Source organism: Streptomyces sp. NPDC044063 (genome assembly GCF_056434285.1).
The window spans coordinates 37,683-61,056 of record NZ_JBWKFM010000025.1; the positions used below are offsets into that span (position 1 = coordinate 37,683).

24 protein-coding genes and 1 riboswitch are annotated in these 23,374 nt (G+C 73.7%); of the genes, 5 read left to right on the forward strand and 19 right to left on the reverse strand.

Annotation, left to right across the window (positions count from 1 at the left end; translation table 11 throughout):
• Nucleotides 1-65 precede the first annotated feature (65 nt).
• From AC07BS_RS26500 to AC07BS_RS26520, 5 genes are all read right to left on the reverse strand, one after another.
• Entirely contained in the window at nt 66-761 is a 696-nt protein-coding gene (locus tag AC07BS_RS26500; RefSeq protein WP_478934701.1) for a class F sortase, read from the reverse strand.
• Between the two features lie 4 nt (nt 762-765).
• Complete coding sequence (locus AC07BS_RS26505; protein WP_478641869.1) at nt 766-1,452, reverse strand: hypothetical protein; 687 nt, start codon at nt 1,450-1,452, stop codon at nt 766-768.
• Nucleotides 1,453-1,671: 219 nt separating this feature from the next.
• Nucleotides 1,672-2,451 carry an HAD-IIA family hydrolase gene (locus AC07BS_RS26510; RefSeq protein WP_478641872.1) on the reverse strand — a complete coding sequence of 260 codons (780 nt, stop codon included), beginning with the start codon at nt 2,449-2,451 and terminating at the stop codon, nt 1,672-1,674.
• Nucleotides 2,452-2,547: 96 nt separating this feature from the next.
• Nucleotides 2,548-3,504: a hypothetical protein gene (locus tag AC07BS_RS26515; RefSeq protein WP_478934702.1), complete on the reverse strand. Its 957-nt coding sequence runs from the start codon at nt 3,502-3,504 to the stop codon at nt 2,548-2,550.
• 165 nt (nt 3,505-3,669) lie between these two features.
• Nucleotides 3,670-4,806 (reverse strand): ROK family transcriptional regulator, encoded by a 1,137-nt coding sequence (locus AC07BS_RS26520; RefSeq protein ID WP_478934703.1) that lies wholly within the window; start codon nt 4,804-4,806, stop codon nt 3,670-3,672.
• Between the two features lie 71 nt (nt 4,807-4,877).
• Between AC07BS_RS26520 and AC07BS_RS26525 the strand changes: the two genes are divergently transcribed.
• From AC07BS_RS26525 to AC07BS_RS26535, 3 genes are all read left to right on the forward strand, one after another.
• Entirely contained in the window at nt 4,878-6,011 is a 1,134-nt protein-coding gene (locus AC07BS_RS26525; protein WP_478934742.1) for a Gfo/Idh/MocA family protein, read from the forward strand.
• Nucleotides 6,008-6,538, forward strand: a complete 531-nt coding sequence (locus AC07BS_RS26530; RefSeq protein WP_478934704.1) for a heme-degrading domain-containing protein — start codon at nt 6,008-6,010, stop codon at nt 6,536-6,538. The genes AC07BS_RS26525 and AC07BS_RS26530 overlap by 4 nt, the downstream gene beginning before the upstream one ends.
• Nucleotides 6,539-6,691: 153 nt before the next feature.
• The gene (locus AC07BS_RS26535) at nt 6,692-7,324 is read left to right on the forward strand and encodes a pyridoxamine 5'-phosphate oxidase family protein (RefSeq protein ID WP_478641881.1); all 633 of its coding nucleotides are present in this window, start codon (nt 6,692-6,694) and stop codon (nt 7,322-7,324) included.
• A 57-nt stretch (nt 7,325-7,381) separates the two neighbouring features.
• On the opposite strand, the gene AC07BS_RS26540 is transcribed toward AC07BS_RS26535, so the two are convergent.
• The 7 genes from AC07BS_RS26540 to AC07BS_RS26570 all read right to left on the reverse strand — a co-directional run bounded on the left by AC07BS_RS26540 (nt 7,382) and on the right by AC07BS_RS26570 (nt 14,484).
• Nucleotides 7,382-8,833, reverse strand: a complete 1,452-nt coding sequence (locus tag AC07BS_RS26540; protein WP_478934705.1) for a choice-of-anchor A family protein — start codon at nt 8,831-8,833, stop codon at nt 7,382-7,384.
• A 158-nt stretch (nt 8,834-8,991) separates the two neighbouring features.
• The gene (locus tag AC07BS_RS26545; RefSeq protein ID WP_478641887.1) at nt 8,992-9,846 is read right to left on the reverse strand and encodes a fumarylacetoacetate hydrolase family protein; all 855 of its coding nucleotides are present in this window, start codon (nt 9,844-9,846) and stop codon (nt 8,992-8,994) included.
• A gap of 117 nt (nt 9,847-9,963) precedes the next feature.
• Nucleotides 9,964-10,728: a membrane protein insertase YidC gene (gene yidC, locus AC07BS_RS26550; RefSeq protein WP_478641890.1), complete on the reverse strand. Its 765-nt coding sequence runs from the start codon at nt 10,726-10,728 to the stop codon at nt 9,964-9,966.
• A 213-nt stretch (nt 10,729-10,941) separates the two neighbouring features.
• Nucleotides 10,942-11,247: a DUF6412 domain-containing protein gene (locus AC07BS_RS26555; protein WP_478641893.1), complete on the reverse strand. Its 306-nt coding sequence runs from the start codon at nt 11,245-11,247 to the stop codon at nt 10,942-10,944.
• A gap of 39 nt (nt 11,248-11,286) precedes the next feature.
• The gene (locus AC07BS_RS26560) at nt 11,287-12,837 is read right to left on the reverse strand and encodes a sodium:solute symporter family protein (RefSeq protein WP_478934743.1); all 1,551 of its coding nucleotides are present in this window, start codon (nt 12,835-12,837) and stop codon (nt 11,287-11,289) included.
• A gap of 41 nt (nt 12,838-12,878) precedes the next feature.
• Nucleotides 12,879-13,076 carry a DUF3311 domain-containing protein gene (locus tag AC07BS_RS26565; protein ID WP_478641896.1) on the reverse strand — a complete coding sequence of 66 codons (198 nt, stop codon included), beginning with the start codon at nt 13,074-13,076 and terminating at the stop codon, nt 12,879-12,881.
• 58 nt (nt 13,077-13,134) lie between these two features.
• Nucleotides 13,135-14,484 (reverse strand): DUF445 domain-containing protein, encoded by a 1,350-nt coding sequence (locus AC07BS_RS26570; protein ID WP_478934706.1) that lies wholly within the window; start codon nt 14,482-14,484, stop codon nt 13,135-13,137.
• A gap of 192 nt (nt 14,485-14,676) precedes the next feature.
• Between AC07BS_RS26570 and AC07BS_RS26575 the strand changes: the two genes are divergently transcribed.
• On the forward strand, nt 14,677-16,005 hold the full coding sequence (locus tag AC07BS_RS26575) for an SGNH/GDSL hydrolase family protein (protein ID WP_478934707.1): 1,329 nt from the start codon (nt 14,677-14,679) through the stop codon (nt 16,003-16,005).
• Between the two features lie 85 nt (nt 16,006-16,090).
• Here AC07BS_RS26575 and AC07BS_RS26580 read toward each other — a convergent pair whose 3' ends face one another.
• Genes AC07BS_RS26580 through AC07BS_RS26595 form a run of 4 tightly spaced genes read right to left on the reverse strand, consistent with a single transcriptional unit; the run spans nt 16,091 to nt 19,419 of the window.
• Entirely contained in the window at nt 16,091-16,774 is a 684-nt protein-coding gene (locus AC07BS_RS26580) for a DUF1707 SHOCT-like domain-containing protein (protein ID WP_478641905.1), read from the reverse strand.
• Nucleotides 16,775-16,791: 17 nt separating this feature from the next.
• Nucleotides 16,792-17,805 carry an ABC transporter ATP-binding protein gene (locus tag AC07BS_RS26585; protein WP_478641908.1) on the reverse strand — a complete coding sequence of 338 codons (1,014 nt, stop codon included), beginning with the start codon at nt 17,803-17,805 and terminating at the stop codon, nt 16,792-16,794.
• The gene (locus AC07BS_RS26590; RefSeq protein WP_478934708.1) at nt 17,763-18,626 is read right to left on the reverse strand and encodes an ABC transporter permease; all 864 of its coding nucleotides are present in this window, start codon (nt 18,624-18,626) and stop codon (nt 17,763-17,765) included. The genes AC07BS_RS26585 and AC07BS_RS26590 overlap by 43 nt, the downstream gene beginning before the upstream one ends.
• Entirely contained in the window at nt 18,619-19,419 is an 801-nt protein-coding gene (locus tag AC07BS_RS26595) for an ABC transporter permease (protein ID WP_478934709.1), read from the reverse strand. Before AC07BS_RS26595 ends, AC07BS_RS26590 begins: the two co-directional genes overlap by 8 nt.
• Nucleotides 19,420-19,706: 287 nt before the next feature.
• Here AC07BS_RS26595 and AC07BS_RS26600 point away from each other — a divergent pair, with 287 nt between their 5' ends.
• On the forward strand, nt 19,707-22,016 hold the full coding sequence (locus AC07BS_RS26600) for a transglycosylase domain-containing protein (protein WP_478641913.1): 2,310 nt from the start codon (nt 19,707-19,709) through the stop codon (nt 22,014-22,016).
• A 38-nt stretch (nt 22,017-22,054) separates the two neighbouring features.
• Here the strand turns inward: AC07BS_RS26600 and AC07BS_RS26605 are convergent, their stop codons facing one another.
• The 3 genes from AC07BS_RS26605 to AC07BS_RS26615 all read right to left on the reverse strand — a co-directional run bounded on the left by AC07BS_RS26605 (nt 22,055) and on the right by AC07BS_RS26615 (nt 23,247).
• Nucleotides 22,055-22,375, reverse strand: coding sequence for a DMT family transporter (locus AC07BS_RS26605; RefSeq protein ID WP_478641916.1), 321 nt, complete (start codon nt 22,373-22,375; stop codon nt 22,055-22,057).
• Between the two features lie 32 nt (nt 22,376-22,407).
• Nucleotides 22,408-22,470: riboswitch (guanidine-III (ykkC-III) riboswitch) on the reverse strand.
• Between the two features lie 21 nt (nt 22,471-22,491).
• Nucleotides 22,492-22,794, reverse strand: coding sequence for a GroES family chaperonin (locus AC07BS_RS26610; RefSeq protein ID WP_048831771.1), 303 nt, complete (start codon nt 22,792-22,794; stop codon nt 22,492-22,494).
• Between the two features lie 123 nt (nt 22,795-22,917).
• Nucleotides 22,918-23,247, reverse strand: a complete 330-nt coding sequence (locus AC07BS_RS26615) for a DUF3618 domain-containing protein (RefSeq protein ID WP_478641918.1) — start codon at nt 23,245-23,247, stop codon at nt 22,918-22,920.
• Nucleotides 23,248-23,374 lie beyond the last annotated feature (127 nt).

Below are 23,374 nucleotides of genomic sequence, written 5' to 3' on the forward strand. Positions count from 1 at the left end.
GGTGCCGAGTCGCCCTGTCGGGCGACCCGTCCGGACCGGGCGTGGCCGCGGCGTCGGACTCATCGTCAGGCCTTTCCGATGGTGTGGGGGGAGCGGGGGGTGCGGGGAGCGGTCGTGCCCGTCAGATAGGCGGAGACGACGAGGTTGGCGGTGTAGGCACGGCGCCGCGGGTCGTAGTCGCCGCCGCAGGTGATCAGACGCAGTTCGGCCCGGTCGGCGCGGCGCGGCCCGTAGGCCTTCGCGGCGTCGAAACGGTCCTTGGCGTGGACGGCGACGTCCTCGACGGTGAACTCGGCGGTGGAGCCGTCCGCGCGGGTGACGCGGATCTTCTCGCCGGGGGTGACGCCGCCGAGGCGGTGGAAGACGGCGGGCGCGTGGTCGGTGTCGAGGTGCCCGACCAGGACGGCCGCGCCGGGGCTGCCGGGGGCGGGCCCGCTCCGGTACCAGCTGACGGCGCCGGGGCGGGTGTAGGGCGGCGGCTCGACGGCGCCCTGCCGGGTCAGGCCGTGGGGCTCGATGGGCGCGCGTATGTTCGCGCTGCCGATGTCCAGGTCGCGGGGCCGGGCCGGCGCCAGGGGGGCGTGGGCCGGGGGCAGGCCGTGCGCGGGCCGTCCGGCGGCGGCCACGTCGCCGGTGACGGGGGCGTCCGGCGGCGGCACGTCCGTGGCGTCGCGCCCCCACAGCCACAGCGCCACCAGCAGTGCGGCCCAGGCCGTTCCGGTCAGGAGACGGCCGGGGCCGCTCGTGCGCTCGTCCGACATGGCGTCAGCTCTGCTGCTGTCGCCGGCGCTGCTGGGCGTTGACGCGGCGGCGGTACCAGATGAGGCCGCCCGCGATGGCCGCCGTGGTGCCGGCCAGGACCAGGCCGGGGGTGTCGGGCGCCTCGGCCACGGCGACCGGCCGGGTGCCGCCGCCTCCGGCGGGCACGGGAGCGACGGGCGAGGGGGCGGAGCCGGGGTCGCGGGCCGCGCGGTCGCCGTGGGAGGCCTCGGGCCGGTCGGTGGCGGGGCGCCCGGCCCGGTCGGTGCCCGGGTGCCCGGCCCGGTCGGCGGTGGAGCGGTCGGAGAGGTCGGAGAGGTCGCGGCCGTCGGTGACGACGGTCAGCCGGCCCTCGGCCGGGGAGCCGACGCCCTCGCAGGTGACCCTGACCGGGTAGGTGCCGGCGGCCGCGGTCCCGCGGACGGTCGCCTCGGCGAACATGCCGGCCGAGTCCTTGGTGAACCGGGCGTCCCTCGCGAACGCCTCGGAGGAGGCGGTCGCCCGGTTGCTCGGGCAGCCGGAGACCCTCAGCTGCACCTCGGCGCCGGGCCGGCTGGTGACGGGCGTGAGCTCGATGGTTCCGGACATGGTGGCGGGGCCGTCGCCGGCATGGGCGGGTGCCGCGGAGACGACGGCCGCCGCGGTCACGGCGCCGCACAGGGCGGAGCGGACGGAAGCGCGGACTGAAGCCATAGTGAACCTCCTGGTACTCCAGAGATTCACCTGCCGGAGCGGCCGCGCGCATCCGCTCCGTGCTCGTATTGCTCCATTTGACGATCTTCAGCAGTAATCAGACCGGTTCGGCCCAATTCCGGGGCGGATTCCGACCGGTGAGGCCGGGTGAGGCCGGGTGAGGTCGCGCGAGATCGGGCGGGATCGAGTGAGACCGGGTGGGACCGGGTGGGTCCGACGTCAGATCAGGTCGACGAGGTCCGCGATGGAGTCCACGACCCGGGACGGGCGGAACGGGTGGAGGTCGACCTCCTCGGCCCGGGTGAGCCCGGTGAGCACCAGGAAGGTCTCCATGCCGGCCTCCAGCCCGGCCAGGATGTCGGTGTCCATCCGGTCGCCGATCATGGCGCTGCTCTCGGAGTGAGCGCCGATGGCGTTGAGCCCGGCCCGCATCATCAGCGGGTTGGGCTTGCCGACGAAGTAGGGCTCGCGTCCGGTCGCCTTGGTGATGAGCGCGGCCACCGAGCCCGTGGCGGGCAGGGCGCCCTCGGCCGAGGGGCCGGTCTCGTCGGGGTTGGTGGCGATGAAGCGGGCACCGTTGTTGATCAGGCGGATGGCCTTGGTGAGCGCCTCGAAGCTGTAGGTACGGGTCTCGCCGAGGACCACGTAGTCGGGGTCGGCGTCGGTCAGGACGTAGCCGATGTCGTGGAGGGCCGTGGTCAGGCCGGCCTCGCCGATGACGTAGGCGGTGCCGCCGGGGCGCTGGTCGTCCAGGAACTGGGCGGTGGCCAGGGCCGAGGTCCAGATGTTGGCGACCGGCACGTCGAGGCCGATGCGCTGGAGCCGGGCGTGGAGGTCCCGGGCCGTGTAGATCGAGTTGTTGGTCAGGACCAGGAAGGGCTTGCCCGACTCGCGGAGCTTCTTGATGAACGCGTCGGCGCCGGGGACCGGGATGCCCTCGTGCATGAGGACGCCGTCCATGTCGGTGAGCCAGGACTCGATCGGCTTGCGTTCTGCCACTACGGACTCCTGCCGTGCTGTCGGCCGTCACCGGCGCGGGGCACCGGGACGCCAGGACAGCGCCACTCGTGCGCCGCCCTGACACCTCCAGCCTAATCAGTCCCGCGGGGTGCTCCCGGACAGGTGTTCCGGTGCACGGCCGGCTTCCGGCGGCTCGCCCGGCTCCGGCGGACCGCCGCCCTCCGGTACGGCACCGAGGGGGCCGCGGGTCAGCCGGGCGCCGATGAGCAGGGCCGCCCCGGCGGCGAGCAGCGCGCAGGCCACGAGGCCCAGCGCGAGCACGGGCCGCTCGTCGCCACTGTCGGCGAGCGCCGGCGGGGTCCCCGCGATGTCGCCGGGCGCCCCGCTCGCCAGGTCCGGCCGGTCCGGCGCGGGCGGCCCGGCGGACCGGGTGCCGGGAGGGCCCACGGCGAAGGTGTAGTCGTCGGACTCCCCCACCCAGGCGCCGTCGGCGCCGCGCCGCTGGACGGCCGTGACGTTGGCGGTGACGGCGCCCTCGGGAGCGCCGTCGGTGAAGCCGAGGCGCAGCGGGACGGAGACCGACCCGTGCGGCGGCACGGCGAAGCCCGGGAAGCCGGAGGCCGCGTCGCCGAGGACCCCGACGTTCTCCGCCTCGTCCGTGCGCTCGAAGCGCACCGGCCGCCAGCGCGCGTCGCTCCGGTCGTAGAAGTCGAGGTGGAAGTGGTCCGGGCGGAGCGCCTTGGCCTTGTCGGCGAGGACGGTGACGGGGTGGATGGACCGGCACTCGGCATCGGTGCCGTTGCGCAGCTCCAGCCCCCAGGACTGGGCGGCGCCACCCCTCGCGTAGGCCCCCGGGCCGCCCACCAGGCGCGAGGTGATCGGGAACTGGGTGCCGGTGGGGTCGCCGCACTGCTGCTGGGGCGGGGTGTCGGCGGGCGGGCGGGCCGTCACGACGGCGGCGTGGGCCGTCACGACGGCGGCGTGGGCCGCCGTGGCCGCGGTGCCGGCCGCGAGCACGGCGGCGCAGGCGAGGAGGGCCCGCCGGACGGGCCCCGGCGCTCGGGTCGGGGACATCGCGGACTGGGCGGGCATCGGGGACCTCCCGGGACCTCTGGGGACCTCTGCGGATGGGGCTCGGGTCGTACCGGAACATCCCCGCGCACGGCGGCCCGGCACCGCGCGCGGCGCGCCTTGCGTCCGACCGGGCGTCAATTGCCGCCCGATAGGCCGATGGTCATCTCATCCGACCGGGACGGCTCACCCGGCGGCCGCCGGGGCCTTCGCCGTGGATCCCGCGCGGCCGAAGAGAGGGGCCAGCACCAGCTCGGCCGCCCCCTCGACCACGGTGCGCCCGCCGGCGGGGACCACGTCCACGGGGACCGCGTCCCCGAGCTCGGCGCGGACACCGCGCAGGTACGCGCCGGGGTGGGCCAGGACGGTCCGGCCGCCGAGCAGCACCCGGTCGATGTCCAGCAGCCGTACGAGGTTGGCGGCGCCGACGCCGAGCAGGCGGGCCGCGTGGGCGGTGTCGCCGTCCGCGACGGCCGCCAGGCACAGGACCTCCAGACAGCCGTGGTTCCCGCAGGGGCACGGCGGGCCGTCGAGCCGCAGCACCTGGTGCCCGAACTCCCCGGCGCCGGTGCGGGCGCCGCGGTGCACGCGGCCGTCGAGGACGAGCCCGGCGCCCAGGCCGGTGCCGAGATGGAGGTAGGCGAAGGACTGCCGGGAGGCGGAGGAGTGGGCGCCGCGCAGGGCGAGGCCGAGGGCGGCGGCGTTGGTGTCCTTGTCCAGCACGACGGGCAGGGCGAGCCGTTCGCTCAGCGCGTCGCGCAGGGGGAACCCGTCCCACCGGGGGAACCCGGTGACACGGTGGAGGACGCCACCGGCGTGGTCGAGCGGTCCGGGGGCGGCGACCCCGGCACCGAGGACGGCGGGGCCCCCGGCCCCGGCGAGCAGCGCGGCCACCTCGCGCTCCACGGCGCCGAGGACCGCGTCCTCGCCCGCGCCGAACGCGAGCGGGGCGGTGCGCGTGGCGACCTCGGTGCCCATGAGGTCGGTGAGGGTGACGGTCATCGCGTCACGGTCCAGGTGCACGCCCAGGGCGTGCGCGGCGCCGGGCTCCAGCCGCAGGGTGGTGGCGGGCTTGCCGCCGGTGGAGGCGCGGCGGCCGGCCTCGGCGGCGAGGCCGGACTCCCGCAGCCGTGCGGTGATCTTGCTGACGGCCTGGGGCGTGAGCCCCGTGCGCGCGGACAGCTCCGACCGGCTGGCGCCGCGCTCGCCGGCGTCGCGCAGCAGGCCGAGGACGAGGGCGGCGTTGTGGTCGCGCAGGGCGGCGAGGTTGGCCCCAGGATGGGTTCCGGGCCCGCCGGGGATCCCGTCTCCGATAGTGCTCACGGGCCCATTCTCCACTCCGCTTGCACTTACGCAACGCTGTTGCCAAAGTGGAGCCCATGGAAACCACGGACATGGACGCCACCCGGGGCGACGCCACGGGCTCCTTCGCCCCGCCCCCGCCCCTCCGCGTCGGCCTGGTCGGCTACGGTCTCGCGGGCTCGGTGTTCCACGCGCCGCTCATCGCCGCCACCGACGGGCTGGTCCTCGACACCGTCGTCACCGCCAACCCCGACCGGCAGGCGCGGGTCCTGGCCGAGCACCCCGGGGTACGGGTCGCCGGCGGCACCGACGCCCTCCTCGCCCGTGCCGGGGAGCTCGACCTGGTCGTCGTCGCCTCCCCCAACCGCACCCACGTCCCCATCGCCCGCGCCGCGCTGGAGGCCGGGCTGCCGGTCGTCGTCGACAAGCCGCTGGCCGCGACCGCCGCCGAGGCCGCGTCGCTGGCCGCGCTCGCCGAGAGCCGGGGCCTGCTGCTGAGCGTCTTCCAGAACCGGCGCTGGGACAACGACTTCCGTACCGTCGCCGCGCTCGTCGCCGACGGCACGCTCGGCGAGGTCCAGCGCTTCGAGTCCCGCTTCGAACGCTGGCGGCCGCACCCCAAGGGCGGCTGGCGCGAGTCCGGCGACCCCGTCGAGGTCGGCGGCATCCTCTACGACCTCGGCAGCCACCTCGTCGACCAGGCGCTGACCCTCTTCGGCCCCGCCACCGCCGTCTACGCCGAGTCCGACGTGCGCCGCTCCGGCGCCGAGGCGGACGACGACACGTTCATCGCCGTCACCCACGCCGGCGGCGTCCGCTCCCACCTCTGGATGAGCGCGACCGCCGCCCAACTGGGCCCGCGCTTCCGCGTGCTGGGCGACACGGCCGGCTACGTCAAGTACGGGCTCGACCCGCAGGAGGCCGCGCTGCGGGAGGGCCTGCGGCCGGGCGACGGCCGCCCCTGGGGCGTGGAGCCCGAGTCCTCCTGGGGCCGGCTCGGCGCCGGCGAGTCCCCGCTCACGGGCGGCGGCGAGCCGGTGCGGACGCTGCCGGGCGACTACCCCGCGTACTACGCGGCCGTCACCGAGGCCCTGCGCACGGGCGGCCGGCCGCCGGTCACCGCACGGGAGGCCGAGGCGGCGCTGCGCGTACTGGAGGCCGCCAAGGTCTCGGCGGCGGAGGGCCGTACGGTCCGCCTGACCGAGGAGCCGGAGGCCGCGCGATGAGCGGGGACGCCGGGCCCACGGCTGGTGCCGGGCCCACGGCTGGTGCCGGGGGCGCGGCCCCGGACGGGACCGGCGAGGAGCTCGCCCGGCTCGCCGACGACGAACGCCGGCTCGTCCTCGACCGCTTCGACCACGACGACGCCTGGCGCCTGGGCCGCCTCCTCACGGAGCTGGCCCGCGAGCGGGGCCTGGCGGTCACCATCGGCATCCGGCGCGGCGCCCAGCGCCTCTTCCACTGCGCCCTGCCCGGCACCTCCGCCGACAACGACGCCTGGATCGACCGCAAGTGCCGGGTCGTCGAGCACTACGGCGAGTCCTCCCTCCTCGTGGGCGCCCGCTTCCGCGCCAAGGGCCGCACCTTCGAGGAGTCCTCGCGCCTCGACCCGGCCCGCTACGCAGCGCACGGCGGGGCGTTCCCGCTGCGGGTGCGCGGTGTGGGGGTGGTGGGCGCGGTGGCGGTGTCGGGGCTGCCGCAGACCGAGGACCACGCGCTGGTGACCGAGGCGCTGGAGCTGTTCCTGGCCTGACCCGGCGCCGAGCCGGTGCCACGCCGGTGCCTGATCCAGCGTCATTTCGGTTCGGTACGCGATCGCTTCATGGCATGCGCCACACCGCCACGTCACGCCCATCCGGGGCGGTTACGCTCCGGACTGGGACACGTACGCCGAAAGGACGCACCGATGGAGACCGCCGCCGGCATAGTCGAGATCACCTCAGCGGACGAGCTGCGCGAACTGCTCGGGCCACCCACCCCGCAGGTCGCGGGCAAGGTCCGCACCGCCCTCCTCGAGCACGACCGGCAGTGGTTGGAACGGTCGCCGTTCTGCCTGGTGGCGACGTCGGCTGCCGACGGCAGCTGCGACGTCTCCCCCAAGGGCGACCCGGCCGGCTTCACCCTCGTCCTCGACGACACGACGATCGCGCTGCCGGAACGACCCGGCAACCGCCGCGCCGACGGCTTCCACAACATCCTGAGCAATCCGCGGGTGGGCCTCATCTACCTGGTGCCCGGCCGCGGCGACACGCTGCGCATCAACGGCCGGGCCCGGCTGGTGCGCGAGGCGCCGTTCCTCGACCGGATGGTCGTGAAGGGGCACCGGCCGCGGTTCGCGCTCCTCGTCGACATCGAGGAGGTCTTCTTCCACTGCTCGAAGGCATTCCTGCGCTCCGAGCTGTGGAAGCCGGAGACGTGGAACCCCGAAGCGGTCCCCTCGCGCGCCCGCATCGCCAAGGCCCAGGACCGGCCCGACGCCAGCGTGGAGGAGCTGGAGCGCTACTACGGGCCGCAGTACGCGACGCGCCTGTACGAGTGACGGGGCTGTACGGCTCACGGGGCTGTACGGCTGACGGGGCTGTACGGCTGACGGGCGTCAGTGGCCGGCGCGGGTACGGGTGCGGGTTCTGAAGAGGACCGCCAGCGCCAGGGCGGCGCCGGCGGCCATCAGGCTCGCCCCGATCGCCATGGAGGTCCGCATCGGCGGTCCGTGCCGGGTCCCGTGGCCGCCGCCGTCGCCCGCCACGTCCGCCTCGTCGTTGACCTCGCCGTCGGACAGGTCGTCGGGCGCGGCGGCCTCGGGGCCGGGGTCGGGTCCCCGTCCGGCGGCGCCCTGGGGGCCCGACAGGCCGTCGGAGAAGTTGAAGGGGAAGTTCGGGGGCAGCAGTCCACCCGCGGGCGGGAAGGGATCGGGCTCCTCCCGGCCCGCCGGGTCCGCGTCCGGCGTCGGGCCCGTGCCGCACTCGGGCAGGACGCCCACGAACGGGTAGGCGCGGATGGCCTGGCCGCTCGGTCCGCCCGTCCCCGACTCATGGGCCAGGGAACCGGCCGTGAACACCCGGCCGTTCACCGCCGGCAGCGAGATCCGTGTCGTGGAGGACCGCCGGCCCACCAGCAGCGAACCCTGGAGCTGCCCGTTGCCGGTGACGCGGACCTGCCGGGCGTCGGGGATGTTCCACAGCAGCCGCTCCCGGCGCACGCCGCCGATCGCTCCGGCCGAGCTGCTGACCGTGCGCGCCTCGCCGCTCTCGTCGGTGACGTTCACCAGCACCGTCGCGTTCGGCGGGATCTTCCGGAAGGTCAGGTCCTGGGCCCCGCCGCCGGGTGCGACAAGGTCGAAGGGCGCGTTGAAGACCTGGAACGCCGAGGTGCCGTCGCCCGTGAAGACCGTGGCCTTCCCCTCGTTGACCGCCGTGCCCGTCGCCTTCCTCGGCATCCCCTTGTCGTAGGCGTAGCACGTACTGGCGGCGGTCAGCTCCTCCCGTAGCCCCTCGTACGCGGCGACCGCCCCCGCGTCGTGCACCACCTTGGGGCTGACCGTGCCCGTACCGGTCTGCTGCCCGGCGAACGCGACCGTCCCCTTCACCGGGCCGTCCTCCGCCAGCAGCCGGTGGCCCGGGGCGAGCTTGAGGTCGCCGCCCACCCGCAGGAACGGCGAGCCGTTGTCCGGCGGCACCCGCGAACCGACACCCAGCGCCCCGACGCTGTAGGCCTGCGGCGCCCCCGCGCCCTTGGCCAGATCGAAGCTGCCCGCGACCACGACCCGCCCCTCAGCCCCCGCCGCCGCGTCCCGGACCGCGAAGTCGCCGCCGACGAAGACGTTGACGCCGTTGTCCCGGCCCGTGAGCCCGCCGCCATGGGGCTCGGGGTACGAGCCCGGGCAGCGGCCCGGCACACAGGGCCCCGGCCCGGGGGCCGACCGCCCGTCACCGGCGCCCGGCGCGGCGAAGGCACAGGCCAGCAGGGTGCCGCCGGCCGCGACCAGGGTGACCGCGGCCGCGGTCATCGAATGGAGGACCCGGCGCGTTCCATGCTCCCTCTGAGACATATCCGAAAATATGCATATTGCAGGGAGAGGGTCACGGAGCCACACCCACCGGTCCCCCGGCCGGCCCAGGCATCCCTCACCGGCCTACGGGTCCCTCACCGGCCTACGGGTCCCTCACCAGCCCACTCACCCTTCACCGGCTACGCGTCCTTCACCGGCTACGCGTCCTTCAGCTGCTGCCGCTGCCGCCCCAGCCCGTCGATCTCCAGCTCCATCACATCCCCGGCACGCAGATACGGCTTCGGCTCGGGCCGCCCCAGCGCCGATCCGGCGGGCGAGCCGGTGTTGATGACGTCACCGGGGTGGAGCGTCATGAACCGGCTGATGTAGCGGACGAGATACGCGACCGGGAAGAACTGCCGCGCCGTGCTGGAGTCCTGCATCAGCTCGCCGTTGACCCACGACCGCATGCCCAGCGCCTGCGGGTCGGATATCTCGTCGGCCGTCACCAGCCAGGGGCCCAGCGGGTTGAAGGTCTCGCAGTTCTTGCCCTTGCCCCACTGGCCGCCGTGCTCGAACTGGAACTCCCGCTCGGAGACGTCGTTCGCCACGGCATACCCCGCCACGGCCGCCAGCGCCTCCTCGTCCGTCCGCAGATACCGCGCCGTACGGCCGATGACGACGGCGAGCTCGACCTCCCAGTCGGCCTTCCCCGCGCCGCGCGGCACCAGCACCGTGTCGTCGGGGCCGACCACCGTGTCGGGCGACTTGAGGAAGAGCTCCGGCTCCGCCGGGGCGGCCGCCGTCCCGGGCGCGACACCGGGGAAGTTCACCCCTATGCCGATGATCTTGCCTATCCGGGCCACCGGCGGCCCGACCCGCAGTCCCCCGGGATCGAGGACGGGCAGGATGCGGGCGCCGACGGCCGCCCGGACGTGGGCCAGCGCCGACGGGTCGCCCAGCAGCCTCCCGTCCACGTCCGCGACCAGCCCCGACAGATCACGGAGGGTCCCGTCGTCCTCCAGGAGCGCCGGGCGTTCCGCCCCGGCGGGTCCGACCCGCAGCAGTCTCATGGCTCCACTCCCCCAGTCGTCATGGCCCGCTCCGCCCCGCATGATCGTCCAAGAACGGAGGCTCGCTCCACAAGCCCCCTTTCGGTCCCCGGACAGGCCCGGACCGGCCCGGACCGGCTACCCGGCGGAGGCCCGCGCCTTCTCCTCCCGCGGCGTGCGCAGCGGCTGGAGGCAGGCCCGCTCCACCGCCGTCCACGTGGTCGTCACCACGAGGTAGAGCCCGGCGGCGAGCGGCACCACGGCGGCCGTGACGAGCGTGCCGAAGGAGAGCAACGGCATCAGCTTCGTCATCGTGGCCAGCCCCGGCGTCCGCTCGTCGCCGTCCAGCGCGGCCGGCAGCGCCGCCGCGGTCTTGCGGTTGCGCGTGTACGTCCAGGTGGCGACCGCCGCCACCAGCGCGAACAGCGCCAGGTAGACCAGCCCCTGCGGGCCCACCGGGCCGCCCGCGCCCAGCGCGTCCGCCCAGCGCTCACCGAGCGGCGCGGCCAGCAGCTTGTGCGCCAGCAGATCCCCTCCTCCGTCACCGGTCGAGAACAGGTGGTACATCACGTAGAACACCGGAAGCTGCGCCAGCGCCGGCAGACACCCCGCCACGGGTGACGTCCCGGACTCGGCGTAGAGCTTCGCCGCCTCCTCCTTCAGCCGCTCCGGCCGCTTGCCGTACTTGCGCCGCAACGCCGCCAGTGCGGGCGCGAGCTCCGCCCTGGCCCGCTCGCCACGCGCCGCCGAGCGGGCGAGGGGGTGCAGCGCGACGCGCATACACATGGTGAACACCACGATCGCCCCGGCGGTTGCGGAGCCGCCCAGCAACGGTTCGAGCGCGTCGGCGAGATGGGTCAGGACCGAGCCGAGCGCGGTGAAGAGAGGGGTGAGAAAGGACATGGTGGGTGAGCCCTCCACGGGTCTCGTCAATGCCGAAGGACGTACGGGGATCGGCGTGACGAGCCACGCGGGCACGACCCGTGCGCCCGGACCCACGGATTCTCGACGCTCGGAGCCCGGCGCTCAGCACTCGGCCAGGCCGCGAACAGGCAGGCGGGAGAGGCGGGAAGAGCGAAGAAGAGAAGAAGAGTGGGTGCGGGGACGCGAGGGTGCCTACGCGGCCGCCGGGAAGGGCAGACCGGGTGCCCGGGGCCGCCTGCGGCCCTGGGCGTTCGGATCCCGCTGGGCGAGGAACGCGGTCCGCATCTCGCGGTCCCGGATCGCCGTGCGGACGCGCATCGGCGTGAGCGGACCGCCCGTGCGGGCGGCCGCCACGGCGACGTCGCACAGCACCAGCGCGGCCGCGACGGCCGTGGTCGCGGCGAGCGCGACGGCCGACAGCAGGCCGCTCTGGGCCAGCAGCACTTCGGAGAGCAGGAGGAGCAGCACGCTGACGTGCGTACGCGGCGCGTGGCGCATCAGAACCCCTCCCTCGACCGGATGTCCGGTTCAGTCGTCTCAGTGGTTCCGATGGTAGTCGGACATGCTCGCGGTGTCCTCCACCGGGTCGCTTCCGGCGGCTCTTCCCGCGTTCCTTCCCGAGTTCCTTCCCGCGTCCTTTCCCGCGTCCCTTCCCGGATCCCTCGCCAGGACCTCCTCGTCCGGTCGCGGGTCGGCCGGACGCGGCCCCCACCACGACACCGCCACCGCCACGGCCGTGTTCGCGACCAGCGCCACGGCGCCCGCGTTCACACCCCACACCGGATCGTGGCCGGTGAAGACCAGGGCGCACACCAGCGTGCCGCCCACCACCAGGCCGCCCACCGCGCCCCACAGCGTCATCCGCCGCCAGGTCAGCCCGAGCAGGATCATGGGCACGAGCTGCGCCATGCCCTCGTAGGAGATGAGCGACAGCCGCACCAGCGTGTTGGGCTCGGTGTAGGTCAGCACCAGCGCCAGCGCGCCCGAGACCACCACCACGACCTGCGCGGCCGCCTTCTGACGGTCCGGCCGCCCGGTGAGCCGGGGGATGGCGCCCAGCACGCTCTTCCCCCACATCGTCCCGATGACCAGCATGAAGACCGCCATCGGCACGATCGACGACAGCGCCGCCGCGACCCCGATCACCCCCACCGCCCAGGCCGGCAGCGAGTCGACGACCAGCTTGAACAGCGCCAGGTTGGAGCCCGCCCCGGTGAGCCCCGGCACGACGAAGAGCGCCGCCATGCCGAGCAGCATGGGCACGAACAGCAGCACGTTGTAGAAGGGCAGCAGCATCGCGTTGCGCCGCAGGGCGTCGGCGTTGCGCGCGCCCAGGTAGCCCGCCACGGTCGTCGGGAAGATGACGACCGTCAGGGAGTTGAGGAAGCTGGTCGTCACGAACCAGCCGCCGCCGAGCCCGCTGCCGCCGTGGCCGGTGAAGGTCAGCCAGTCCGGCTTCTCGGCCACCAGCCGGTCCAGGAAGGGCCCGTAGCCGTCGAAGTAGTGCGTCGGCACGTAGACCGCGAGGAAGCCGAGCGTGGCGATGACCAGCACGTCCTTGAGCACGGAGACCCAGGCGCTGCCGCGCAGGCCGCTGACGACCACGAATCCGGTCGTGACGGCGAAGGCGATGAAGTAGGCCCAGTTCAGGCTGATCGCCCCGTAGGAGATCGTCGAGACGACGACGCCCATGCCGGTGATCTGCAACTGGATGTACGGCAGCAGGCAGACGGTCGCCAGGATCGCGACCGCCGTGCCGAGCCAGGGGCGGTCGTAGCGGTGGGCCACCATGTCGGTGATGGTGACCAGGCCGTGCCGGCGGGCGTACGCCCACAGCGTCGGCCCGACCACGTAGCCGATGGCGTAGCCGCAGGACATGTAGGCGATGACGTAGAGGACGGGTGCGCCGTGGTTGTAGCCCCAGCCGGCGGCGCCGAGGTAGCTGAAGCTGGTGTAGCCCTCGCCGGCCATCAGGACCCAGATGAGGACCGTGCCGAGGCTGCGCCCGCCCACCGACCACTCGGCGAGGCCGGTGTCGCGGCCGTGGCCGCGGACGGCCAGCAGGCCGAGGGCGACGGTCAGGACCATGAACCCCCCGAAGATCGCCGACGCGACGGCGGCGTCGGCGCTCACGCGCGGCCCCGCTTCCGGTCGCCCCGCCACGCGAGGAAGACGGCGACCGGGGTCAGCAACGTCGCCAGCAGCAGCCAGAAGAAGAGGAAGGGCAGGCCCAGCACGGTCGGGCGGACACGGTCCACGAGCGGCAGGACGCCCAGGTAGAGGACGTACGGCACCAGGAGCCACAGCAGGTTGAGACGTTTCTTCACGGACCGACCCTAGGCCGTGGACGGGCATTCGGTGGGCGGTACATGAACCCCCGCGCCGCTACGCCCCCAGCAGCCTCGACGTCGTGTAGATCACCAGGCCCGCCAGCGCGCCGACCACCGTGCCGTTGATCCGGATGAACTGGAGGTCCCGGCCGATGTGGGCCTCGATCTTGCGCGAGGTGTGGTCGGCGTCCCAGCCGGCGACCGTCTCGGTGATCAGCGCGGTGATCTCGTCCCGGTACGTCGTCACCACATAGACGGCCGCGTCCTCCAGCCAGCCGTCCACCTTCCGTCGCAGCCGCTCGTCGGCGGTCATCCGGGCGCCCAGGGAAAGGATGGAGGCCCGCGTCCGCAGCCGGAGCTCGCTCCGCTCGTCCTCCGCGGCGGCCACGATCATCGAGCGGACGGCCGACCACACGGAGGCGATGACGTCCTGCACCTCGCCCCGGCCCAGCACCTCGGACTTCAGCCGCTCGACCCGCGCGCGGGTGTCGGCGTCGGACCGCAGGTCGCGGGCGAAGTCCGCGAGGAATCGGTCGACGGCGCCGCGCGCCGGGTGGTCCGGCATGTCGCGCATCTCCGTGACGAAGCGGAGCAGCTCCTTGTAGACGCGTTCGCCGACCTTGCGGTCCACGAAGCGGGGCGTCCAGCCGGGAGCGCCGCCGGTGACGGCGGCCATCACCGAGTCGCTGTGGGTGACGAGCCAGTCGTGGGCCCGCGCGCACACCAGGTCCACCGCCTTGCGGTGGCCGCCGTCGGCGACGACCTTGCCGAGCAGCGTCCCGATCCCGGGCGCGACCTCGGCCGCCTCGGCCCGGCGGGTGACGGCCTCCCCGACGACGGCCTGGACGTCGGAGTCGCGCAGGACGGTCAGGGCGCCGCGCAGGGCGGTGGCGAGCTCGGCGGTCACCCGGTCGGCGTGCGCCGGGTCGGCGAGCCAGGCGCCCAGCCGGGAACCGATGCCGACGGCCCGCAGCCGCAGCCGCACGACCTCGCCGGAGAGGAAGTTCTCCCCCACGAAGTCGCCGAGGCTTTGGCCCAGCTGGTCCTTCTTCGTGGGAATGATGGCCGTGTGCGGGATCGGCAGTCCCAGGGGGCGCTTGAAGAGGGCCGTGACGGCGAACCAGTCGGCGAGCGCGCCCACCATGCCCGCCTCCGCCGCCGCGGCCACGAAACCGGCCCAGGACCCGCCCCAGCCCGCCGTACGCGCCCACGTGGCGAGCGCGTAGACGGCGGCGACGGCGAGCAGGAGCCCCGTGGCGAGCGCCTTCATCCGGCGGACACCTCGCCGCTTCTCCTCGTCCGCCGCGCTGTAGGCGAATCCGCCCACCGGAGCCGGCGTCACTCCATCGGCGGCAATCCCGCCATCCCCGGCGGCAGCCGGCTCCTGACCATGCGACCGTTTCATCCGCACCACCCGTTCCGGCTGTCCTGACACGCATTGTCCCTACCGGACCGACTCGGGGAACGGACGAGGAGTTCCCCGCGTCTGACAAGTCGCAGCTGACATGTCACGAGCACGTGCTGCGTGGCTCCCGCCCCGGGCCGCCCGGCCGGGCCCGGAGCCACACGCTCCGCAGTCCCCAGGAGACAACCACCCATGAAGAGGTCACCCCTGCCCCACGGCGCCGCGTACGCCGTGCTCGCGTCGCTGGTGGGCGTGGTGATCGTCGTCTCGACCGCGATTTTCCTCACCACCGGGGACTCCGGCGGACGGCCCGCCGACCGGACCCACGAGGCCCGGCGCTCCGCCGCGCCCGCCGCCGTGGGCGGCTGGGTGGGCTCCTGGTCCACGTCCCCGGCGGCGGCCGAGCCGGACACCCCTCAGGGGCTCCCCGACCGCTCGATCCGCAACGTCGTGCACACCACGCTCGCCGGCAGCAGCGCCCGCGTCCACCTCTCGAACCTCTTCGGGACCGGCCCGCTGACCATCGGCCACGCCTCCCTGGCCGTCGCCGCGACACCCGGCGGCCCCGCCGCCGTGCCGGGCAGCATGCGCGTGCTCACCTTCGGCGGGCGGACCGCCGTCACCATCCCGGCCGGCCGCGCCACCGTGAGCGACCCCGTCCGGCTCCCCGTCGGCCGGGCCACCGACCTGATGGTGACCACGTACGCCGCCGCCCCCTCGGGCCCGGTCACCATCCACCCGTACGCCCGCCAGCCCGCCTTCCTCGCGGACGGCGACCGGGTCGAGGACACCGAGGGCCGCGCGTACACCACGAAGAGCCCCTACTGGCGCTACGTCACCGGCGTGGACGTCTGGAGCACCGAGGCGCGCGGCGCGGTCGTGGCCCTCGGCGACTCCATCACGGACGGCGTGTCCTCGACCATCGGCGCCAACCGCCGCTGGACCGACTTCCTGGCCGCCCGGCTGCGCTCCGAGCCCGGCGCCCCCCACTACGGCGTGCTGAACCAGGGCATCAGCGGCAACCGCGTCCTGCTCGGCGGCCAGGGGGCGTCCCCGGTCAACAACCCCAGCGCCCTGGAGCGCTTCGACCGCGACGTGCTCTCCCGGGCGGGTGTCCGGGTCGTGGTCGTCGAGCTGGGCGTCAACGACATCCTCCGCCGCCCCAAGCAGACCGACCCGGCGCGGATCGCCGGGGGGCTGCGCCGGCTCGTCGAGCGGGCGCACGCGCGCGGCGTGCGCGTCGTGGGCTCCACCCTCACGCCCTTCACGGGCCACAAGGGCGTCGTGCCGGAGCAGGAGATCGTCCGACAGGGCGTGAACGCCGAGATCCGCGCCGGGCGCGTCTTCGACGACGTGGTCGACTTCGACCTGGCGCTGCGCGACCCGGCGAACCCGCAGCGGCTGCTGCCGGCCTACGACTGCGGCGACCACCTCCACCCCAGTGACGCCGGCTACCGCGTGATGGCCGACTCCCTGGACCTCGGCACGCTCAGGAACCGGCCGGTCGCCGCGGCGCTCTAGGACGCGCGCGAAGGGCCTGTCCGGGGAGATATCCGGGGGCCCAGGGAGAGATCCGGGGAGAGAGATCCGGGGGGGGGAGAAACGATCACTCCAGCGACTTGCGCTCGCCCCGGCGCTCCTCGCGGTCCAGCCGGCGTTCCTCGCGCCGCTCCTCCCGCAGCCGCTTCCGCTCGGCCTTCGTCACCTTCCGGTCGACGCCGACACCGCCCCAGAAGGCGAACCCGGTGACCCGCACGACGGGCGAGCCCGGGGTGCCCGGGCCGGAGGCCTTGTCGTCGAAGGCGCCCATGACGCCCACGCCGCCGACATGGACCTCCAGCTCCGGCGGCACGACGACCTGCATGCCGCCCATGACGGCGATGCAGCGGATGACCACCTCGCGGTCCTCGAACCGCGCCTCGCGCAGGTCGATCTCACCGCCGCCCCAGAAGACGAAGGCGGTGAACACGCGGGGCGCGGTCCAGCGGCCGCGCCGCTGGAAGCCGCCCATGACGCCGACCGCGCCCCGGGACGTGGCAGGGCCCCCGATCCGTCCGGCCCAGTCCCCCGCGGCCGCCTCGACCGTCCCCGCGCCCGCGTGGGAGGGCACCGGCAGATCCCGTACGAGCGGCTCCAGATCGGCGTGCGTACGCGCCTTGTAGGCGGCGTCCAGCCGCTCCCCGAACTCCTCCATGTCCAGCCGCCCTTCGGCGACGGCCTCACGCAGCACCTCGGCCACGCGCTCCCGCTCGGCGTCGGAGGCGCGCATCTCGGGAAGTTCGCTCGTCATGACGCCAGCCTAAGGGGCTACGGGGCGGGCCGTTCGGCGTACAGCCGGGCGATGACCTCCTCGATGTCGGGCTCGCGCACCGACAGGTCCACCAGCGGCCAACGTGCGGCCACCGCCGCGACGATGGGCGCGGCACTGCTCGTCGCGGCGAACGCCAGCCACTGGCGGGGCCCTTCGACACGTACGGTCCGCGCGCCGGGCACGCCCTTGATGGGGGGCATCTCGCGCTCCAGATCGACCACGAGCATCCGCTCGCCCCGCCCCGCCGCGTGCAGCGCCTCCAGATCGCCGTCGTGGACGAGGCGGCCGTGGTCGATGACCATCACCCGTGTGCAGAGCTGCTCGATGTCCGTCAGGTCGTGCGTGGTCAGCAGGACGGTCGTGCCCCGCTCGGTGTTCACCTCGCGCAGGAACGACCGGACCCTGGCCTTGCTCACCACGTCGAGACCGATGGTCGGCTCGTCGAGGTAGAGCACCTCGGGGTCGTGCAGCAGCGCCGCGGCGATGTCCCCGCGCATCCGCTGGCCGAGCGAGAGCTGCCGCACCGGCACGTCCAGCAGCCCGCCGAGGTCGAGGAGCTCCACACAGCGCTCCAGGTTCGCGCGGTAACGGCCGTCCGGGATGCGGTACATGCGGCGCACCAGCCCGTACGAGTCGCGCAGCGGGAGGTCCCACCACAGGGTGGTGCGCTGCCCGAACACCACGCCGATGCGGCGCGCCAGGGCCGTACGGTCGCGGGAGGGGTCGATGCCCGCCACGCGCAGCCGTCCGGCGCTGGGGGTGAGGATGCCGGTCAGCATCTTGACCGTGGTGGACTTCCCCGCGCCGTTGGGGCCGATGTAGCCCACCATCGCGCCGCGCGGCACCCGGAAGCCGATGCCGTCCACGGCCCGCACCTCCCGCCGCTCGCGGCGCAGGAAGCCCGCCCTGCGGCGGACGTGGAAGACCTTCTCCACGCCGTCTAGCTCGATGATCGTGTCCATCGTCCTCAGCTCCCCGTGCTCCGGTAGCTCCGCAGTCCCGCCCGCCATGCCAGCCCGGCCGCCGCGCAGCACACGAGGGCCACGAGCGGCGAGGCGAAGTCCACCCAGCCCGGCAGCCCCAGCGGGTCGTCGCGGCCCAGTACGCGCAGCGCGGGCACCCAGTTGACGAAGGCGAGCGGCACGACGAACGTGACCCCGCGCACCAGGTCGGTGGCGAAGACGGTGGGCGGGTACTGCAGGAGCGTCGTCCCGCCGTAGGTGAAGGCGTTCTGGACCTCCGACGCGTCGTCCGCCCGGAACTGGAACGCCGCGCCGCCGACGAAGACCGCGCCGAAGATCACCGCTCCGCTGACGACCATCAGGGGGACGAGGGCCACCGCGACCGGTGTCCAGGCGACGTCCAGGTGGGCCAGCGACCAGCCCAGCAGCAGGGCGCCCTGGGTGAGCCGCCCCACCCGCCGCAGCGCGAAGCGGTCGGCGGCCACCTGCGCGAGGACGGGCGCGGGACGCACCAGCAGGGTGTCCAGCGTGCCGTCGCGCACCCGCCGGCCGAGCTTGTCCATGTTGCCCAGCGCGAGGTCGGCGAGGCCGAAGGAGGTGCTCGTCGTGCCGTAGAGGAAGGCGACCTCGGGCAGGGAGAACCCGCCGAGCGCGTCGACGTGCGAGAACATGACGGCGATGGCCACGAAGTCGAGCGCGGTGCCGGCGAAATTGCCGGCGGCCATCATCAGGAAGGACAGGCGGTACGCCATCGTGGAGCGCACCCACATGGCCGAGACGAGGCCGTACGAGCGCAGCCCGTCGCCCCACCGGCGCACCCTGCTGACGTCCGCCCGGCCGCCGGCGGCCACCCTGCCGCCGTCAGCCACCCTGGACCACCACCTTGCGGGTCGCCGCCGACTGCAGCACCCGGCCGGCCGCGAGCAGCGCGGCCGCCCACACCGTCTGGAAGACCAGCGCTCCCGCGAGCCCGGCGCCCCGGTGCCGCCCCAGCAGGACGTCCGCGGGCACCTGGAGCATGGCGGACCACGGCAGCGCCCGCGCGACGTCGCCGAGGGCGCCGGGGAAGACGTTCAGCGGCAGCAGGCTGCCGGAGAAGAACATGCACAGCAGGGCGCTCAGCGTTCCCACCCCCGACCCGTCGAGGAGCCAGAAGGAGCACAGCGCCACCAGATAACGCAGCGCGAAGCTCACCACGACGCCGAGAAGGACCGACAGCAGGAACAGCGCCCACGTCAAGGGATCGTCCGGGAGGGCCAGTTCGAAGGCGAGCGCGCCGACGGCGAGCGGCACCACCCCGCGCCCCAGCAGCTGGAAGGCCGCCCGTCCCAGGTCGCTCGCCAGCCACCACAGCTGGAGGTCCGCCGGCCGGTAGAGGTCGACGGCGATGTCGCCGGAGCGGATGCGCTCCTGCAGCTCCTCCTGGAAGCCGCCGCCGAGCAGCGCGGCCGACGCCAGCAGCGCCTGGCCGACCCAGACGAACGTCAGTGCCTGGGACCGGTCGTAGCCGCCCAGATGCGGCCGTTCGTTCCACAGGGCGATGTAGGTGGAGGCGAGGATGAAGCCGAAGACCGTATTGGTGAACACCCCGGCGACGGTGGCCGACCGGTACGTCGCGTACCTCCGGAAGCCGCTGACCGCGACAGCCGCGTACAGCCGCATCCCGAGCCTCCCGCCGCTCCTCGCCCGTCGTCACCGCCCGTGCACCGCCAAGCGCAGGAGCCTAGTCCCACGGCTCGTCCGCGAACCACGGATTTTCACCCCATGGAGTGGTCGGGCTGGCCTGAACGGCCCTTACGGCGCTGTCAAAGGTGCGCTGCGACCTTCAGCCGGAACGCTGGATGCGACAGTGTCTTTCGGGGCGTACGACACACTTCGGAACCCCCGACCCGCACACCGCTCCGCCGTGGCCGCACAACCCCGGCGGCGGCCGAGGAGTCCCAGGAGACATGAGCGACGAGCAGTCACGGCAGCGGTCCGCCGGTACTGGCCACGCGCCGCCCCGATGGGCACCGCGGGGGGAGACGGCCGCGGTGTCCGGCGCGCCCGGCGGGCCGGGCCGGCCCCGGCGCACGGGCTGGCGCCGGCTCGTGCCCACGTGGCGCATGGTGCTCGGAGCCTTCCTCCTGATCGTCCTGCTGGTCGTGGGCGGGCTGGTGGCCGGCTATCTGCTGGTCGACATCCCGGCGGCCAACAAGGCCGCCGTCGCCGAGAGCAACGTCTACCTCTACGCCGACGGCTCCCTGCTGGCCCGCGACGGCGAGGTCAACCGCGAGAGTGTGCCGCTCAGCCGCGTCCCCAAGGACGTCCAGCACGCCGTCCTCGCCGCGGAGGACCGCGACTTCTACTCCGAGTCGGCGGTCAACCCCGAGGCGATGCTGCGCGCCGCCTGGAACACCGCCACCGGCAAGGGCAAGCAGTCGGGTTCGACCATCACCCAGCAGTACGTCAAGAACTACTACCTCGGCCAGGAACAGACCATCAGCCGCAAGGTGAAGGAGTTCTTCATCGCCATCAAGCTGGACCGGGAGGAGAGCAAGAACGACATCCTGGAGGGCTATCTCAACACCAGCTACTTCGGGCGCAACGCCTACGGCATCCAGGCGGCCTCCCAGGCGTACTACAACAAGGACTCCGACAAGCTCACCGCCGCCGAGGGCGCCTACCTGGCCACCGTCCTCAACGCCCCCGGCCTCTACGACACCGGGCTGCACCCCGAGAACAAGGCCCGCGCCACGGCCCGCTGGAACTACGTCCTCAACGGCATGGTGAAGAAGAAGTGGCTCGGGCTCCAGGAGCGGGCGGCGATGACGTTCCCGACGCCCGGTAAGACGAAACCCCGGCTGAGCATGGCGGGTCAGCGCGGCTATCTGGTCGAGGCCGTCAAGGACCACCTCGTCGCCAACAAGATCGTCGACGAGACGACGCTGGCCGCCGGCGGTTACCGGATCACCACCACCATCGACCGGAAGAAGCAGGACGCGTTCGTGAGCGCGGTGCGCACCCAGCTGATGGACGACCTCAGTGACGACCGCAAGGTCGACCGGTACGTCCGCGCCGGCGGCGCCTCCATCGACCCTAAGTCCGGCAAGGTCGTCGCACTCTACGGCGGCATCGACTACACCAAGCAGTACGTCAACAACGCCACCCGGCGCGACTACCAAGTGGGGTCGACGTTCAAGCCGTTCGTGTTCACCTCGGCCGTCGACAACGACGCGACCACCCAGCAGGGCATCACCATCACCCCCAACACGCTCTACGACGGCACCGACAGACGGCCGGTCCAGAGCGCGAACGGCCCGGTCGGCTACGCGCCGGAGAACGAGGACGGCCGGTCCTACGGGATGATCACGGTCACCCGGGCCACCGACCTCTCGGTGAACTCGGTGTACGCCCAGATGGCCCAGGACGTGGGCCCGGCGAACGTCAAGGAGACCGCCGTGGCCCTGGGCATCCCCGCCAGGACGCCCGACCTGACCGCCACCCCGTCCATCGCCCTCGGCGTCGCCACGGCCAGTGTCCTGGACATGACGCAGGCCTACGCCACACTCGCCAACCACGGCCGGCACGGCCCGTACACGCTGGTCGAGTCGGTGAGCAAGGGCGGCGAGGACGTCCAGCTGCCGGACGGCAGGACCACCAAGCAGGCGGTCACGCGCGTGGCCGCCGACACCACCACGTCGATCCTGCAGAGCGTCGTGGAGAGCGGCACCGGCCGCAGGGCGCAGGCCGCGGGACGGCCGGCGGCGGGCAAGACGGGCACCGCCGAGGAGGACAAGGCGGCCTGGTTCGCGGGCTACACCCCCGACCTGGCGACCGTCGTGGCGGTGATGGGGCAGGACCCCGACACAGGTGACCAGAAATCGCTGTACGGGGCCGCCGGGGAGGCCCGTATGAACGGCGGCGACTACCCCGCGCGGATCTGGGCGTCCTACACCGCCGACGCGCTGGAGGGCACCGAGGCCACGGACTTCGACCTGGAGCTGCAGAGCGGCGCGGCGCCGCCGACCCTGGAGCCGACGGCCCCGAGTTCGGCACCGCCGACGGCCTCCTCGGCACCGCCGACCACGATCCCGCCGTTCACCCCGCCGACCACGCAGGGGCCGCCGCGGCCGCCGGAGTTCACACTGCCGCCGGTCACCCCGCCCGGCTTCCCGACGCCGCCGGGACCGCCCACGTTCGGGCCGCCGAACGACAAGGAACGGCATCCGGCGGACCGCCGGGGAGGCGCCGGGGATCTCCTCGGGTACGACTACTGAGCCCGGGTACGTCTACTGAGCGGCGGCCCGCGGGGCCGTCAGTGGCCGGAGGTGGCCTTCAGGCCGACCACCGCCACCAGCAGCAGGGTGATGAACAGGACGCGCGCGGCGGTCACCGGCTCGTCCAGGACGGCCATGCCGAGCACCGCCGCACCGGCCGCGCCGATGCCGACCCACACGCCGTACGCCGTGCCGATCGGCAGCGTCCGCGCGGCGCGCGCCAGCAGCAGCATGCTGGCGACGATGCCCGCGACGGTGAACACGCTCGGCCACAGCCGCGTGAAACCCTCGGTGTACTTCATGCCGATCGCCCAGCCGACCTCGAGCAGGCCGGCGACGACGAGCAGGACCCATGCCATGACGGCACCTCCGGTGGAATCGTGACTCCAGGGGTGCGTCGTCTTGTCCTGACCCGGTACGGCGCGTCTCGTCGGGTACGAACGACCGTATCAAACAGGACAGACCGTGGGGTCCGTCACAGATAGAGGCCCGTGGAGTCCTCCGACCCCTCCAGGCGCTCCGCCGCGACCGCGTGGAGGTCCCGCTCGCGCATCAGGACGTACGCGACGCCCCGGACCTCCACCTCGGCGCGGTCCTCGGGGTCGTAGAGGACCCGGTCGCCCGGCTCGACCGTCCGTACGCTCTGTCCGACCGCGACGACCTCGGCCCAGGCCAGCCGGCGGCCCACCGCCGCCGTCGCCGGGATGACGATGCCGCCGGTGGAGCGGCGCTCGCCCTCGGGGATGTCGGTCCGGACCAGTACGCGGTCGTGGAGCATCCGGATGGGCAGCTTGTCGTGGGTGGTGTTCGTACTCACGCGAAGACGGTACCTGCCCGGGCGCGGACGCGAGGCCACAGGGCCGTCATCCGGCCCGAACCGGTCATGGAACTCCCCGGGACCCTAGGACGCGCGGCGCCGGGAGGACTTGGAGGAGGCGATCAGCAGGCCCACGACGCCCACCGCCACCATGGCCACCGGAACGATTCGCTCCAGCCGCGGCGCGCCGTCCTCCGTCGTGAAGCGCGAGCGCACCTCCTGGACGACCCTGTTGGCCGCCACATAGGCACGGCCGGCCGTGTGGTCCACCTTGGAGGCGACCTTGGCCTTCGCGTCGCCGATGATCGTCTTCGGGTGCATCCGCACGCCGATCTCGTCGAGCGTCACGGCGAGCTCCTCCCGCCGGCGGGCGATGTCCGCCTCGATCTGCGCAGGGGTCCTGGCGTCCGCCACCGCGCTGCCTCCGTCCCGTCGATAAGAATGATGAAGAGTGATGACTACAGTCTGTCAGCTGCCCGGGCCCCGCGCCCCGCGGCACCCCCGATCCGTGAGCTGACTACCCTCGGGACCGTAACCACGA

Excerpts from the sequence above, each read along its gene's own strand:
- AC07BS_RS26500 (WP_478934701.1), bottom strand. The coding sequence starts at position 761 with ATGTCGGACGAGCGCACGAGCGGCCCCGGCCGTCTCCTGACCGGAACG.
- AC07BS_RS26505 (WP_478641869.1), bottom strand. The coding sequence starts at position 1,452 with ATGGCTTCAGTCCGCGCTTCCGTCCGCTCCGCCCTGTGCGGCGCCGTG.
- AC07BS_RS26515 (WP_478934702.1), bottom strand. The coding sequence starts at position 3,504 with ATGCCCGCCCAGTCCGCGATGTCCCCGACCCGAGCGCCGGGGCCCGTC.
- AC07BS_RS26525 (WP_478934742.1), top strand. The coding sequence starts at position 4,878 with ATGGACGCCACCCGGGGCGACGCCACGGGCTCCTTCGCCCCGCCCCCG.
- AC07BS_RS26530 (WP_478934704.1), top strand. The coding sequence starts at position 6,008 with ATGAGCGGGGACGCCGGGCCCACGGCTGGTGCCGGGCCCACGGCTGGT.
- AC07BS_RS26535 (WP_478641881.1), top strand. The coding sequence starts at position 6,692 with ATGGAGACCGCCGCCGGCATAGTCGAGATCACCTCAGCGGACGAGCTG.
- AC07BS_RS26540 (WP_478934705.1), bottom strand. The coding sequence starts at position 8,833 with ATGTCTCAGAGGGAGCATGGAACGCGCCGGGTCCTCCATTCGATGACC.
- AC07BS_RS26545 (WP_478641887.1), bottom strand. The coding sequence starts at position 9,846 with ATGAGACTGCTGCGGGTCGGACCCGCCGGGGCGGAACGCCCGGCGCTC.
- yidC (WP_478641890.1), bottom strand. The coding sequence starts at position 10,728 with ATGTCCTTTCTCACCCCTCTCTTCACCGCGCTCGGCTCGGTCCTGACC.
- AC07BS_RS26555 (WP_478641893.1), bottom strand. The coding sequence starts at position 11,247 with ATGCGCCACGCGCCGCGTACGCACGTCAGCGTGCTGCTCCTCCTGCTC.
- AC07BS_RS26560 (WP_478934743.1), bottom strand. The coding sequence starts at position 12,837 with ATGGTCCTGACCGTCGCCCTCGGCCTGCTGGCCGTCCGCGGCCACGGC.
- AC07BS_RS26570 (WP_478934706.1), bottom strand. The coding sequence starts at position 14,484 with ATGAAACGGTCGCATGGTCAGGAGCCGGCTGCCGCCGGGGATGGCGGG.
- AC07BS_RS26575 (WP_478934707.1), top strand. The coding sequence starts at position 14,677 with ATGAAGAGGTCACCCCTGCCCCACGGCGCCGCGTACGCCGTGCTCGCG.
- AC07BS_RS26580 (WP_478641905.1), bottom strand. The coding sequence starts at position 16,774 with ATGACGAGCGAACTTCCCGAGATGCGCGCCTCCGACGCCGAGCGGGAG.
- AC07BS_RS26585 (WP_478641908.1), bottom strand. The coding sequence starts at position 17,805 with ATGGCGGGCGGGACTGCGGAGCTACCGGAGCACGGGGAGCTGAGGACG.
- AC07BS_RS26595 (WP_478934709.1), bottom strand. The coding sequence starts at position 19,419 with ATGCGGCTGTACGCGGCTGTCGCGGTCAGCGGCTTCCGGAGGTACGCG.
- AC07BS_RS26600 (WP_478641913.1), top strand. The coding sequence starts at position 19,707 with ATGAGCGACGAGCAGTCACGGCAGCGGTCCGCCGGTACTGGCCACGCG.
- AC07BS_RS26605 (WP_478641916.1), bottom strand. The coding sequence starts at position 22,375 with ATGGCATGGGTCCTGCTCGTCGTCGCCGGCCTGCTCGAGGTCGGCTGG.
- AC07BS_RS26610 (WP_048831771.1), bottom strand. The coding sequence starts at position 22,794 with ATGCTCCACGACCGCGTACTGGTCCGGACCGACATCCCCGAGGGCGAG.